Annotated in this window: 12 protein-coding genes; 8 read left to right on the top strand and 4 right to left on the bottom strand. The window is 57.3% G+C overall.

Annotated elements, in window-relative coordinates:
* Positions 1-349 precede the first annotated feature (349 nt).
* From Q0Y21_RS03420 to Q0Y21_RS03385, 8 genes are all read left to right on the top strand, one after another.
* Entirely contained in the window at positions 350-3,151 is a 2,802-nt protein-coding gene (locus tag Q0Y21_RS03420) for a monovalent cation/H+ antiporter subunit A (protein WP_297791553.1), read from the top strand.
* On the top strand, positions 3,151-3,522 hold the full coding sequence (locus Q0Y21_RS03415) for a Na+/H+ antiporter subunit C (protein WP_297791551.1): 372 nt from the start codon (positions 3,151-3,153) through the stop codon (positions 3,520-3,522). Before Q0Y21_RS03420 ends, Q0Y21_RS03415 begins: the two co-directional genes overlap by 1 nt.
* A complete protein-coding gene (locus Q0Y21_RS03410) occupies positions 3,519-5,036 on the top strand; it encodes a monovalent cation/H+ antiporter subunit D (protein ID WP_297791550.1) in 1,518 nt (505 codons plus the stop codon). Before Q0Y21_RS03415 ends, Q0Y21_RS03410 begins: the two co-directional genes overlap by 4 nt.
* Complete coding sequence (locus tag Q0Y21_RS03405) at positions 5,036-5,524, top strand: Na+/H+ antiporter subunit E (RefSeq protein WP_297791548.1); 489 nt, start codon at positions 5,036-5,038, stop codon at positions 5,522-5,524. Before Q0Y21_RS03410 ends, Q0Y21_RS03405 begins: the two co-directional genes overlap by 1 nt.
* Positions 5,521-5,790, top strand: coding sequence for a K+/H+ antiporter subunit F (locus Q0Y21_RS03400; RefSeq protein WP_297791546.1), 270 nt, complete (start codon positions 5,521-5,523; stop codon positions 5,788-5,790). Before Q0Y21_RS03405 ends, Q0Y21_RS03400 begins: the two co-directional genes overlap by 4 nt.
* Positions 5,791-5,829: 39 nt before the next feature.
* Positions 5,830-6,162: a Na+/H+ antiporter subunit G gene (locus tag Q0Y21_RS03395; RefSeq protein WP_297791544.1), complete on the top strand. Its 333-nt coding sequence runs from the start codon at positions 5,830-5,832 to the stop codon at positions 6,160-6,162.
* A gap of 80 nt (positions 6,163-6,242) precedes the next feature.
* Positions 6,243-6,524 (top strand): pyrimidine/purine nucleoside phosphorylase, encoded by a 282-nt coding sequence (locus Q0Y21_RS03390; RefSeq protein WP_012136445.1) that lies wholly within the window; start codon positions 6,243-6,245, stop codon positions 6,522-6,524.
* A gap of 164 nt (positions 6,525-6,688) precedes the next feature.
* Entirely contained in the window at positions 6,689-8,332 is a 1,644-nt protein-coding gene (locus Q0Y21_RS03385; protein ID WP_297791541.1) for a fatty acid--CoA ligase, read from the top strand.
* 102 nt (positions 8,333-8,434) lie between these two features.
* On the opposite strand, the gene Q0Y21_RS03380 is transcribed toward Q0Y21_RS03385, so the two are convergent.
* From Q0Y21_RS03380 to Q0Y21_RS03365, 4 genes are all read right to left on the bottom strand, one after another.
* Complete coding sequence (locus tag Q0Y21_RS03380; RefSeq protein ID WP_297791539.1) at positions 8,435-9,871, bottom strand: alkaline phosphatase PhoX; 1,437 nt, start codon at positions 9,869-9,871, stop codon at positions 8,435-8,437.
* A gap of 10 nt (positions 9,872-9,881) precedes the next feature.
* Positions 9,882-11,612, bottom strand: coding sequence for an alkaline phosphatase D family protein (locus Q0Y21_RS03375; RefSeq protein WP_297791537.1), 1,731 nt, complete (start codon positions 11,610-11,612; stop codon positions 9,882-9,884).
* A gap of 164 nt (positions 11,613-11,776) precedes the next feature.
* Positions 11,777-13,030: a D-amino acid dehydrogenase gene (locus tag Q0Y21_RS03370; protein WP_297791535.1), complete on the bottom strand. Its 1,254-nt coding sequence runs from the start codon at positions 13,028-13,030 to the stop codon at positions 11,777-11,779.
* 90 nt (positions 13,031-13,120) lie between these two features.
* Entirely contained in the window at positions 13,121-13,477 is a 357-nt protein-coding gene (locus tag Q0Y21_RS03365) for a translation initiation factor Sui1 (protein ID WP_297791534.1), read from the bottom strand.
* Positions 13,478-13,509 lie beyond the last annotated feature (32 nt).

The raw sequence follows: 13,509 nt of genomic DNA, 5'->3' as shown, positions 1-13,509 counted from the left end.
ATGTATGACTTAAAAACCACTCAACAGCTTGATTTTTCGCAAGCTGACTTGACCTGAGGGACCTGCCACGTATCATCGGCATTCGTATCTGACTAACGGAGCACTTATGACCGCAAGGTCCAACGTGTTAAACCAACCTGGGTTCCACCCGGTCACTGCTGATATGCGGAGACACCGGGGCAGGTTGCCGTACTTTCCGGACCCACCCCATCTGATCTGATTTTTCCCGCCACCTGCCGTCAACGTCGGCGGCTTGCACCGGTCGGTGCAGAATGGCTGGTCGGGGACTAGACTCAGGCACAGACTGCATCTTCATCCATGAAAGAGAAAAACCGATAACGAGGTTGCGATGTCGCTACCGCTGGTCGTTTTACTGCCCTTTCTAGGGGCGCTGGCAGCACCGTTGTTTGCCCAGGGAGGACGCACGGCAATTGCCATTGCCTCGTCTGTTCCCGCCATCATCGCGCTGGCAGCGCTTTACCCACACTGGTCAACCCTGGCAGACGGAGGCGTCGTCCTCCACAGCTACGAGTGGCTGCCGGCGCTGGGTATTTCCTTCAGTTTCCGACTGGACGGCCTGTCGCTGCTGTTTGCCTTGCTGATCCTTGTTATCGGCCTGCTGATCATTCTTTATGCCCGTTACTACCTGAAGGCCAAGGAGAACGTCGGGAAGTTCTATTCGCTCCTGCTATGTTTCATGGGCTCGATGCTGGGTATCGTCCTGTCCAGCAACCTTCTGCTGATGCTGGTGTTCTGGGAACTGACCAGCCTGACCTCCTTCCTGCTGATCAGCTTCTGGAACCATAAGCAGGACGCCCGCCGCGGCGCACGCATGGCACTGGCCGTCACCGGCGGAGGTGGCCTGGCCCTGATGGCGGGCATTCTGATCATCGGCAATATTGTCGGCAGTTTCGAGTTGGATGACGTCCTGGCAGCCGGGGACCTGATCAAGGCCCATAGCCTGTACCCCGTCGCCCTCACCCTGGTGCTGCTCGGGGCATTTACCAAGTCGGCCCAGTTCCCGTTCCATTTCTGGCTTCCCCACGCCATGCAGGCGCCAACTCCGGTATCGGCGTACCTGCACTCCGCCACCATGGTGAAGGCCGGCATATTCCTGATGGCCCGCCTTTACCCGGCGCTGGCAGGCACCGAGCAATGGTTCTACATGGTGAGCTTCACCGGTATGGCCACGCTGTTGATTGGTGCCTATGTAGCCATGTTCAAACATGACCTGAAAGGCCTGCTGGCCCATTCAACGGTCAGTCATCTGGGGCTGATTACCCTGCTGTTTGGTATGGGTACGAAACTGGCTGCAGTCGCGGCCGTTTTCCACGTGATCAATCACGCCACTTTCAAGGCCTCCCTGTTTATGGCGGCAGGCATCATCGACCATGAAACCGGCACCCGGGATATGCGGCGAATCAACGGCCTCTGGCGCTACATGCCCCACACCGCCACCCTGGCCATGGTTGCTGCCGCCTCGATGGCAGGTGTGCCGTTGCTCAATGGTTTCCTGAGCAAGGAGATGTTCTTTGCTGAATCCCTGCAGTTGAACCTGCCGGGGTTCTGGGCCTGGGTACCACCGCTGGTTGCCACCCTTGCCGGGATTTTTGCCGTCGCCTATTCGGCACGTTTTATCCACGATGTGTTCTTCAACGGCAAACCGGTGGATCTGCCGATTTATCCACCCCATGAGCCACCGCGCTATATGAAAATCCCGGTGGAAATCCTGGTGTTTGCCTGCATCATGGTCGGGGTGTTTCCCGCCATCTCCGTTGGCCCGCTGCTCTATACGGCGGCTGCAGCCACCCTCGGCGGACCGGTGCCGGAATATCATCTGACGATCGCCCACGGGTTCAACCTGCCGCTGGTGATGAGTTTCGCCGCCTTCTTTGGTGGCCTGCTTATGTACAGCCAGCGCCAACGTTTTTTCGACTTCCATGCCCGCTTCAAGGAAATTGATGAAAAGGCGGTCTTTGAGGGCGTAGTTTCCTGGCTGGCCAGTACAGCCAACCGGCTGACATTCTTTATCGAAAATGGCTCTTTGCAACGTTATGCGGCGCTACTGGTTATCAGCGTGGTCGCTGTCGCAATCGTACCGTTGACCAGCCTGGGGGTATTTGTTGGCGAAAACGGGCTATCCCCCATCGACTGGCCGACTCTGATCGGCATTGCCATCCTGATCCTGTGTGCTCTGGCAACGGCCGTGATGCATAGGGAGCGCTTCTATGCCCTGATCCTGCTAAGTGTCGTTGGCCTGCTGGTATCACTGGGTTTTGCCCGCTTCTCCGCACCGGACCTGGCCATGACCCAGCTGTCTGTGGAGGTCGTGACCATCGTTCTACTGATGCTTGCCCTGTTTTACATGCCTTCTTGGACCCCGATAGAAAGCTCAACCAGTCGACGGGTCCGTGACGCAGCAATCGCACTGGTTGCAGGTGCTGGCATGACCCTGGTAACCCTGGCGATGCTTACCCGGCCATTTACATCCATCTCCGAATACTTCCTCGACAACAGCAAGCCTGGCGGCGGCGGAACCAATGTGGTGAACGTCATCCTCGTCGACTTCCGGGGCTTTGATACCCTTGGCGAAATTACCGTATTGGCCATCGCCGCTCTGGGTATCTACTCCATGCTCAAGAATACCGTGCTGACACCGCCACCCGGCGATGGACAGGGCCATGCCTGGAATCGGGATGCCTACCCGCTGATGCTGCGCCAGATCGCACGGCCGATGCTGCCCCTGGCACTGATGGTGTCTGCTTATATCTTCCTGCGCGGGCATAACATGCCCGGTGGCGGCTTCATTGCCGGCCTGATTACAGCAGTGGCGCTGATCCTCCAGTACATTGCCAGCGGCATGATCTGGACCCAGTACCGGGTGCCGTTCCGCTACCACAACGTGATTGGTCTCGGCCTGCTGTTTGCCGTGATCGCCGGCGCTGCCAGCTATGCGTTTGGTTACCCGTTCCTGACCAGCACATTCGATTACATAAAATGGCCGGTCGTTGGCAAATTCGAAGTGGCGTCAGCCCTGGTATTTGATCTGGGTGTCTACCTGACGGTCATCGGGGCAACACTCCTGGCACTGGTCAGCATCGGCCGCCTGTCCCCCCATTCCGCCATCAAAAGTATTAAGGAGAGCGCATAATGGAGTTGGCATTCGCTCTGGCCATCGGCGCACTGACCGCCTCCGGCGTTTACCTGCTGTTAAGGGCCCGGACCTTTCCGGTTGTGATCGGCCTGACGCTACTGTCCTACGGCGTCAACCTGTTCCTGTTCTCTTCCGGCCGGCTGGCTACCGGCGGGCAACCCATCATCGGCAGCACCAGCCAGTATTCGGATCCACTGCCACAGGCCCTGGTTCTGACAGCCATCGTGATCGGTTTTGCCATGACCGCGTTTGTGGTGGTGCTGGCGCTGCGGAACCTCGCAGACAATGAAGACGATCATGTAGACGGATACCAGTCCGAACGGACGCCAAAGCTGAAGACAGAAGAAGCGGAGGTATCCGAAAAATGAACCACTGGCTTACCGCGCCCATTCTGATCCCCCTTCTGGGCGGCATACTCCAGGTCTTCATGGGATATGCCCCCGTCAGCCTGCGCCGAACCCTCGCCCTGACAACCACCGTTCTCATTCTGGTGTCCGCGATTGTTCTCCTGGTGCTTGCTGACGACGGCAGCTATCGCGCCTATGCGTTTGGCAACTGGGCACCACCGTTCGGCATCGTCCTGGTTCTCGATCGCCTGGCGGCGTTGATGCTGGTGTTAACGGCCATTTTGGCACTGTTCTGCCACATCTATTCCGTCGGCGGCGCGGATGAAGGCAACCGGCAGTTTCATGCCCTGTATCTGTTTCAGTTGCTGGGGCTGAACATCGCCTTCCTGACCGGTGACCTTTTCAACCTGTTCGTGGCGTTTGAGGTACTGCTGATCGCTTCCTATGGTCTGCTGATGCATGGCGCCGGCACCGCACGCACGGTACCCGGACTGCATTACGTGGTCCTGAACCTGGCAGGTTCCTCCATCTTCCTGATCAGCGTTGGCATGATCTACAGTGTTACCGGCACCCTGAACATGGCCGACCTTGCTCTGCAGGTGCCACGAGTTAGCGGTGAGGACCTGCTTATTGTCAAAGCCGCCGGTATGATGCTGCTGGTGGTATTTGGACTCAAGGCTGCGATCCTGCCCCTATGCTTTTGGCTGCCAAGGGCTTATGCTAAGGCGACCGCGCCTGTCGCCGCACTCTTTGCGGTGATGACGAAGGTGGGAATCTACGCGATCCTGCGCGTCTACACTCTGGTCTTTGGAGACCAGGCCGGCGAGCTCGCCGGCCTGGGCATGGACTGGCTGTTCCCAATGGCGCTGGTCACCCTGGCCATGGGCGTTGTTGGCGCGGTTGGCTCCGAAAGCCTGAAAACCCTCGTTGCCTGGCAGGTCATCATTTCCGTGGGCACTCTTCTGGCTGCGATGTCGCTGGGCTCCGAAGCGGGCACTTCCGCTGCTCTGTTCTATCTGCTCAATACTACCTGGGTGGTGGGCGGCCTGTTCCTGGTAGCCGACCTGATCAGCCGACAGCGCGGTAGCGCCGGGGACCGAATCGTGACGGCGCCCAGAATGCACAACCGCACATTCCTCAGCACCCTGTTCCTGATCGGCGCTGTCGCAGCTGCCGGCCTGCCGCCATTGAGTGGTTTCTTTGCCAAGCTGCTGATCCTCCAGGCCGCAACACCAGGCACACAAATGGCCTGGCTATGGTCGGTAGTGCTGGCTGGCGGCTTCTTCACACTCATTGCATACAGTCGCGCCGGCAGCATCGTATTCTGGCGCACCGTCGATGGTCACGTTGAAAATCCGGGAAGGCTCAGTGGTACCGTGTCAGTCTCAGCCGGCGCACTGGTCGCACTCAGTTTTGTGATCGTCGTCCTGGCCGGACCCATCACCCGCTACACCGATGCAACGGCAGCACAACTGCACAACAGCAGCGACTACATCGAGATACTGAAAACACCCATGGTAGGGAAGGAGGAATAATGTTTGACCGCCTGAATTTTCCCCAACCATGGCTCAGCCTGACCCTGTTTCTAGTCTGGCAATTTCTGAGTAATGGTGTTTCCGGTGCCAGCGTGGTCATGGGGCTACTTCTTGCCTGGCTGATCCCCCAACTGACCCAGGGCTTCTGGCCGGATCGTCCGGCGCTAACCAGGCCATGGCGCCTGCCTGGCTACCTGTTGCGGGTACTGGTGGATATTGTCATCGCCAGCGTCACGGTTGCCCGCCTGATTCTGAGTGGGCGCCCCCCGAAACCAGTTTTCGTCAGCTATCCCCTGGAACTGGAACAACCGATGGCCATAACCATTCTTGCCAGCACCATTTCTCTCACACCAGGGACGGTGAGCGCCGATGTCAGTGACGACCAGAAAATACTGCTGATTCATGCCCTGGATGCGGGCAGTGAACAGGAGGTTATAGACGCCATCAAGCAGCGTTACGAAAAACCACTGATGGAGATGTTTCGATGATTGCCATCGCTCTTAACATTACCATTGCCATGGTCGTACTGGCAGCCGTGTTGAATGTCTATCGGCTGTTCAAGGGGCCGGATGCCCCCGATCGGGTCCTGGCACTGGATACTCTGTATATCAATGCCATCGCCCTTATTATTCTGCTCGGCATTACTCTCGGAACCCGCATGTACCTGGAAGCGGCGATTCTGATTGCCGTCATGGGTTTTGTTGGCACCGTTGCGATGGCGAAGTACCTGAAACGGGGCAGCGTCATTGAATAGGTTGCCGGACGTATCGAAGGTTAACGGAGGATATACCTCATGAGTACGCTAGCCGAGTACACGATAGTAGTCATGCTGTTGATCGGGGGGGCGTTTACCCTGGTCGGGGCCATCGGCCTGGCCCGCCTGCCGGATTTCTTTACCCGCCTTCACGGGCCGACCAAGGCTACAACTCTGGGCGTGGGCGCTATCATACTGGCGTCTGTGGTCTATTTCAGCTTCCAGGGAGAAGGCATTGGTATCACAGAGATCCTGATTATGGCGTTTCTGTTCATGACCGCGCCGATCAGTGCCAACATGCTGGCCAAGGCGGCCATGCACCTCGACGTCGATGTAATGGAAGGCACCAAAGGCAATCCCTGGGAACAATGAACCGGGCCGAAAAAATGTCATTGGATGGAAAGCAAATTGCCGTATAGTAGGCCCCCACTTTTCATCAAGGAGCCATACCCATGCTGAATGTAAACGAATACTTTGACGGCAAGGCGAAGTCCATCTCCTTCCAGACGTCCACGCTTCCCGCCACCGTTGGCGTGATCAGCCCGGGCGAATATGAGTTTGGAACCAGCAAGAAAGAAACCATGACCGTCATCAGCGGTGCCCTGACGGTTCTGCTTCCCGGTATGGAAGAGTGGATGACCTACGGTTCCGGTGAGAGTTTCGATGTTGCCGGCCAGGCAAGCTTCAAGGCGAAAACCGATATCGATACCGCCTACCTCTGCACCTACGAGTAAATAAGACTGGCGATATTGAATTGCAGAGCGAAACAGAATTTCTGTAACACCTGATTCGTTCTGCGATTTTTCTGCAATTCAAGGTTCCGGTTTCAGCCAAAGTGTGTCAGATTTACTCCTGTTTCTCGCAATAACATCAACAACCGGGAAAGAGGTAACAAGTAATGGCACAAACCCGCATTCTTCCACCAGCGGACAACGCCCACCAGTATCCCTTGCTGATCAAACAGCTTCTGCTCTCTGGCCCCAGGTACTCTCCCAACCAGGAAATTGTTTACGCCAACCGCAGCAAGTACACATACACCGATCTGGTTGAACGTATCCACCGCCTGGCCAACGCTCTCACCGATGCGGGCGTAAAGCCCGGAGATACCGTTGCGGTAATGGACTGGGACACCCCGCGCTACCTTGAGTGCTTCTTTGCGGTCCCGATGATTGGCGCGGTATTGCATACCATCAACGTACGTCTCTCGCCCGATCAGATCGTCTACACCATGAACCACGCCGAAGACGATGTCGTATTGGTGCATGATGACTTCCTGCCCATTCTCGAGGGCGTCAAGGATGAGATTAAAACCGTAAAAAGCTACATCCAGCTCACCGACGAGAACGACGCAAAGTCCACCAGTCTCGACGCCGCCGGCGAATACGAAGCCCTGCTGGCAAAGGCCGGGACTGAATTCGACTTCCCGGATTTCGACGAGAACAGCGTCGCAACCACCTTTTACACCACCGGCACAACGGGCAATCCCAAAGGCGTCTTTTTCAGTCACCGCCAGCTGGTACTGCACACACTGGCGATGACCGGGTCCCTGTCAGCCTATGATGAGATGCCACTGCTGCGATCATCATCGGTCTATATGCCTGTCACCCCCATGTTCCACGTCCACGCCTGGGGCGTCCCCTACGCCGCTACCATGATGGGCATCAAGCAGGTCTATCCTGGCCGCTATGAACCGGAACTGCTGGTGGACCTGCTGAAAGAGCACAAGGTGTCTTTCTCCCATTGCGTACCCACCATCATGCAGATGATGATGGGCACCGAGTCCATCAAGACAGCAGACCTCAGCAACTGGCACGTGCTGATTGGCGGTAGCGCTCTGACCAAGGGCCTGTGTGATGCCGGCGCCAAGCTTGGCATCCGCATGTACACCGGTTACGGCATGTCGGAAACCTGCCCGCTGCTGAGCGCTACCCACCTGAAATCGGAAGATCTTGAGCTGCCACTGGAGCAACAGACCGCCAAGCGGGTCAAAACCGGCATCGCGGTGCCCATGGCCGAACTGGAGATCGTGGACCCGTCCGGCAACCCGGTCCCCCATGACGGAGAAGCCAAAGGGGAAGTGGTCGCCCGCGCTCCCTGGCTGACCCAGAGCTACTTCAAGGAACCTGAGAAAGGGGAAGAACTGTGGGAAGGTGGTTGGCTCCACACTGGCGATGTGGCGTCGATTGAACCGGACAACACCCTGGTGATCAAGGACCGCATCAAGGACGTCATCAAGACCGGCGGTGAATGGCTTTCATCCCTGGACCTGGAAAACCTGATCAGCCAGCATCCGTCCGTAGACGGCGCTGCCGTTGTAGGTATTCCCGATGAGAAATGGGGCGAGCGTCCTCACGCTCTGGTCATTCTGAAGCCGGGTGAAGAAGCGTCACTGGAAGACATTCAGGGTCATCTGAAGCAGTTTGTCGACACCGGTGAAATCAACAAGTGGGCCATCCCCGAACAAATCGATTTCGTGGAGGATATCCCGAAAACCAGCGTCGGCAAGATCAACAAGAAGCTGATCCGCGACCAACTCAAGTAAACGCTGCGTTTCACTGGCACCATGGAAAACGCCGCCCCGAGGGGCGGCGTTTTACTATGTACCCTGCATTTGCTTGGGAGATCACCCCTGCAACGAGGACCGTTATACACCGTCGGGCAGAATCAGCTCGTAAACCATGCCCAGTCCATTGGTAAATCCGCCCAGGCCATTCCGGCCTCCCCGATCCGAGGTAAAGTACATACGCTTGCCATCCGGCGAAAACGCAATGCCGGCGATTTCCGAGGCGTCCTGACCAACAATCTGCAGCAAGGGCTTGAGGGTGCGATCCGGGAGAATCACCACCACCTGCATGTCACCACCGTCTTCGGCCACCAGCACGTCACCCTGGGAGGTCACAAACAGGTTATCGACGCCGGAAAGGATGTCATTGGGCGCCTCGGCGGTGGCGCGATCATAAATAACCTCTATGGTCTGAGCGGCTACATCCAGGGCCCATATTCGATCATCTCCCTTGGTTGCAAAGTAGACGATACCCTGGAAAAACCAGACGCCCTCTCCCCCATCAAAGACCGTAGCTTCTTCCAGACGATTCTCATGCTGGGGCTCATGGGGATTCTGCACATCGACCCAGGTCACGGGCTGGGGCGAGTCGACCGCGGCTTCCGCTCCGCCCCCGCCCACACTCAGCATCTGCAATCGGCCTGACTGCAGGGCGGCGCGCTCTGCCCCCTCAGGCCAATCGGAGGGATCCGGTATCCAGCGGTAAAAACGGCCATCCGGCATATCTTCAGTGAGATAGAGCAGACGTTGCTGCGGATCAATGGCAATGGCCTCGTGGGAGAAATACCCCAGCGTCGGGCGGGCCAGACCCTCACCCGGCTGGTACGGGTCACACTCCCACACCTGACCATTGGGAAACTCCTCGCAGGAGAGCCAGGTATTCCAGGGCGTAACACAACCGGCGCAGTTGAAGGTCGTTCCGGACAGGATGGTGTACGAGTCAACAATTGTGCCATCGGGATCAAAAACCAGCGTGCCTACCTGGGCCAGACCCGGGGTCAGTTCTTCCGCGGCATTGGCCAATGTCGCCAATGCCGGATAGGTAAAACCAATGGTCCCGACTCCGGGTACTTCACTGTTGCTGATATATATCCAACCGCCGTTGTCTCTGGGAACCGCGCCGCCGCCATCCGGAAAAATGTGCCAGGGTCGGTTACCAACACCGCCGGTTTCCGGTACCAGTGGTGACATGCCATTGGGTTGGGGTAACTCGCCGTTGATTGCAACGATCCTCGTCGCGAACCCCTCCGGTGTGCGCACGCCGTGTATATCCGGAGTCTCACGCAGGGGGCCAATATTCGCAAAACGACCAACCAGACTCTCTACTGTATCAGGAATGTCTCCTGGCACTGGCTCAACACCCGGCCCGGGAGCAATGGGTGAAGCCGACGATTCCGAGCCGCCACCGCACCCGCTCAGCCAGGAGGCTGATCCAACCGCCCCCGCTGTAAAGAAGATGGTGCGCAGCACATCACGACGGCTCCATCGCTTGTTATTGGGGATCATTGGTTCAGACATAGAAGCTTCCTCAACTTACAGCCGTTCGAACAGGCGGATGAAACATGGCCGTACGCAGAGCCCGCGGCTCGGAAAGCGCCCGATCCTGGTATATGGAACTGTTTCCATCATCCACGCCAACCACTTTTGTTTTAGCCGGATCGATCTTGCCGACATCATCTTCACTGGTGATATTGCGCACGTAATAGAACTCTGCCTGGGTGCGCTCCAGAGTGACGTCCACCAGCATGAACCCGCGGGCTTTCAGCTCAACATATTTCATGTGTGGATTAGCGACAGGCACAGCCAGTTCCGCAAGCTCCGCCACCCCATCAGGTAATCCGGGCGACGTTACAGAGGGTGTGACAAATTCGGCAGCCAACGGTGTGGTCAGGTTGTTTTCCAGAAGGTTGCCCGAATCTGCGTAGACCTCATTTGCCCAGGAGGTATGAATGTCGCCGGTAAAGATGACCGTGTTGTCGATCCCGTTTTCTGCCAGCGTTTGCAGAATAACCTCGCGATCGGCCACGTAACCGTCCCACTGATCGACATTCAGGGCTGCCAACTGACCGTTGAACTCGGTCTCATCTTCCAGTCCGAGAGTTTTGGCTACGTCGACAGTGCGGGCTATATTCAGTTCGGCAAACATTACCTGCTGGCCGATCATTCGCCACCGGGCTGCGGACTCTGTCAGCCCGGCCACCAACCAACCTAACTGATCCTCACTGATCAGCCTGCGATCCGCACTGAAACGAGCCGGGTCACTGGGCGAGGAAACCTGCTGATCCCGGCCCTCCAATCGAGTGTCCATCATGAACAGGTCAATCAGATTGCCAAAAGCAAAACCACGCCAGATCCTCTCCGGGTCCGTCGGGTTCTCGCGGATTGGCAGCCACTCATGGTAGGCCTGTATGGAGACCGCCTTTCGTGTCGACCAGTCGCCCTCGGTGGCTTCATCGTGGTTTTCCGCGCCGCCAGCGTAACTGTCGTTCGCAGACTCGTGGTCATCCCAGATGCAAATCATCGGGAACTGCTGGTGAACGGCCTGCAGATGGGGATCCGTCTTGTATTGGGCATAGCGCTGACGATAATCCGCCAGCTCAATCATTTCATGGGGAGGCAACGGCTCTCGCCCGGGGAAATCGCCATACTCACCAGGCCCGTACTCATAGACGTAATCGCCCAGGTGCAACACGAAATCCAGGTCGGCGTGGTCACTCACCGCCTTATAAACCGAGAACAGACCAAACGCATAGTTTGAACAGGAGACGACCGCAAACCGTGCCCGTTCAGTTGCCGCGCTGGAGGTTGGGAAGGTACGGGTGCGCCCGATGGCAGAGCGCTGACGTCCAACTGCGAACTGGTAGTAGTACCAGGTATCCGGTTGCAGGCCCACGGCATCAACCTTGACGCAAAAATCCCTGTCCGGACCGGTAGAGGCATCAAACTTCGCGACGACCTCTTTCATGTCCCGATCCCGCGCGACAGTCACCTGCACAGGTATGCTGTCGACAGTTCGGGGTAAAGCGTCTGTTGGTGTCACCCGGGTCCAGAGAATCACCCGATCAGCCAGAGGATCTCCGGAGGCCACACCGTGGTTGAAAGCGACTGCCGGAAGCGACAACTCGTCTCCAGCAACGACTCCCGGGGAAGGTGCCTGGCCAGCACGAGAAGACTCTGACGAACTACCACCACAGGCGGTCAAGGCGGTAAACGATGCGGCAGCGAGCCCCTTTACGACAGCACGACGCTGTTTGTTCATGACGTCTCTCCAACGGTCCCGCCTGAAGTCGCCTGGCGGTACACCTACAACGAAACACAAAAGGTGATAAGTACTCACATTCTGCATCTAGTCTATTACGGAGAAATGACAGTCATGAGGCTTTGGGGGCCAAAAAGAAGCACTTGATCGGACTCTGGCCGGCTTCAGAACCCGATGAAACTGAAATCGACGTCCGGCCGTCGACCGGAAATGATATCGGTAATGGCAGCCGCCGAACCACAGGAATGGGTCCAGCCCAGCGTGCCGTGGCCAGTATTCAGGTAGAGATTGCCGAAATGACTTTTACCTATATAAGGCACATTGGAAGGTGTTGCGGGTCGCAGACCGCTCCAGAACTCAGCTTTGTCCCAGTAAGCCGCATCCGGCATGACTTCCGCCGTACGTCTGACAATAGCCCGGCAGCGGGTGTAATCCAGGTTTCGGCTGTAACCGCTCAGTTCAGCGGTACCGGCAACCCGGATCCGGTCTCCCAGGCGGGAAAACACCAGTTTGTATTCATCATCGGTGAGACTTACCTTGAAAGCCGCATCTTCATTCTTGACCGGAACGGTAATGGAGTATCCCTTGGCCGGATAAATATTCAGGAACAATCCCAGCTTGCGGGCCAGTACGGCACTGAAGCTCCCCAGACTCAACACATAAGCGTCAGCGCGAAGCATTTCGTGATGCCCCTCCCTCAGAGTCTGAACCCCGAGAATCCGGTCCCGGGTACGGTCGAACCCCAGGATCTCCGTGCCATAGAGAAACGTCACACCGGCTTCTTCGGCTTTCCGTGCCAGGCCCTGGGTGAACTTTCTGGCGTCACCGGATTCATCTTCCGAGGTGTAGGTCGCCCCGGCAATCCGTTCGCGAATCGGAGCCAGTGCCGGCTCCAGCTCAACCGCACGGGCGGCATCGATTACCTGACGGTCACACCCCAGTTCACGCATCAGCCGGGCCGGCTCCAGTGCCCCCTCAAACTCCTTCGGATTGGTATAGAAGTGCAGTATGCCCTTCTCCAGCTGGTCATATTCAATCCCGGTTTCCTGACGCACGGCCTGCAACTGGTTACGGCTGTAAGTACCCAGATTAACAATTTGCCGGAGGTTATGGGCCGCCCTGGCGGACGTGCATTGCATCAGGAATGACAGTCCCCAGCGCCACTGGGCAGGGTCGAGACTCGGACGAAAAAGCAGGGGGGCATCCGGTTGGGTCAACCACCTCAATATCTTGAGCGGTGCCGATGGGTTGGCCCAAGGCTGTGCGTGGGACACGGAAATCTGCCCACCATTGGCATAACTGGTTTCAAGACCGGCTTTGCTCTGGCGATCAACCACGGTGACCTCATGGCCCTGCTTGCGCAAAAACCAGGCAGTGGTGACGCCTACAACACCTGCACCCAGCACCAGTATGTGCATTCTTATCCTCCGGTAAACGATAGTCCCTGTACGGGCAGTTCAAGAGCAGACCTATTCTAGCGTCTGAAGGCGGGCTTGCGTGTTATACCATCAGCCACCGGCACGTTTTACGGTCCAGCCTTTGGCCTGCAGCAACGGAACGAGGGTGTCCCGCTGATCGCCCTGGATTTCCACCACGCCGTCTTTCACCGTGCCACCGGTACCGCACTTGGCCTTGAGAACTTTCGCGAAGGATTTGAGCTCCTTGTCATCCATGGGGATGCCGGTAACCAGTGTCACACCCTTGCCGTTGCGGCCCTTGGTTTCCCGGCTGACACGCACAATCCCGTCCCCGGCGGGACGGGCAGATTGGCCACAGGTGCAGTCAGCAACCGGGTTGCGACAGTCAGGGCACATGCGCCCCTGCTCGGTTGAAAAGACCAACCCACCCGAGGATTTCGACTTCATGCTTTCTCCGTTTTCGTTTTAAAGAATCAGCT

This window comes from uncultured Marinobacter sp. (assembly GCF_947259545.1).
Taxonomy (GTDB): Bacteria; Pseudomonadota; Gammaproteobacteria; order Pseudomonadales; family Oleiphilaceae; genus Marinobacter.
This window is presented reverse-complemented; position numbering and strand designations above follow the sequence as displayed.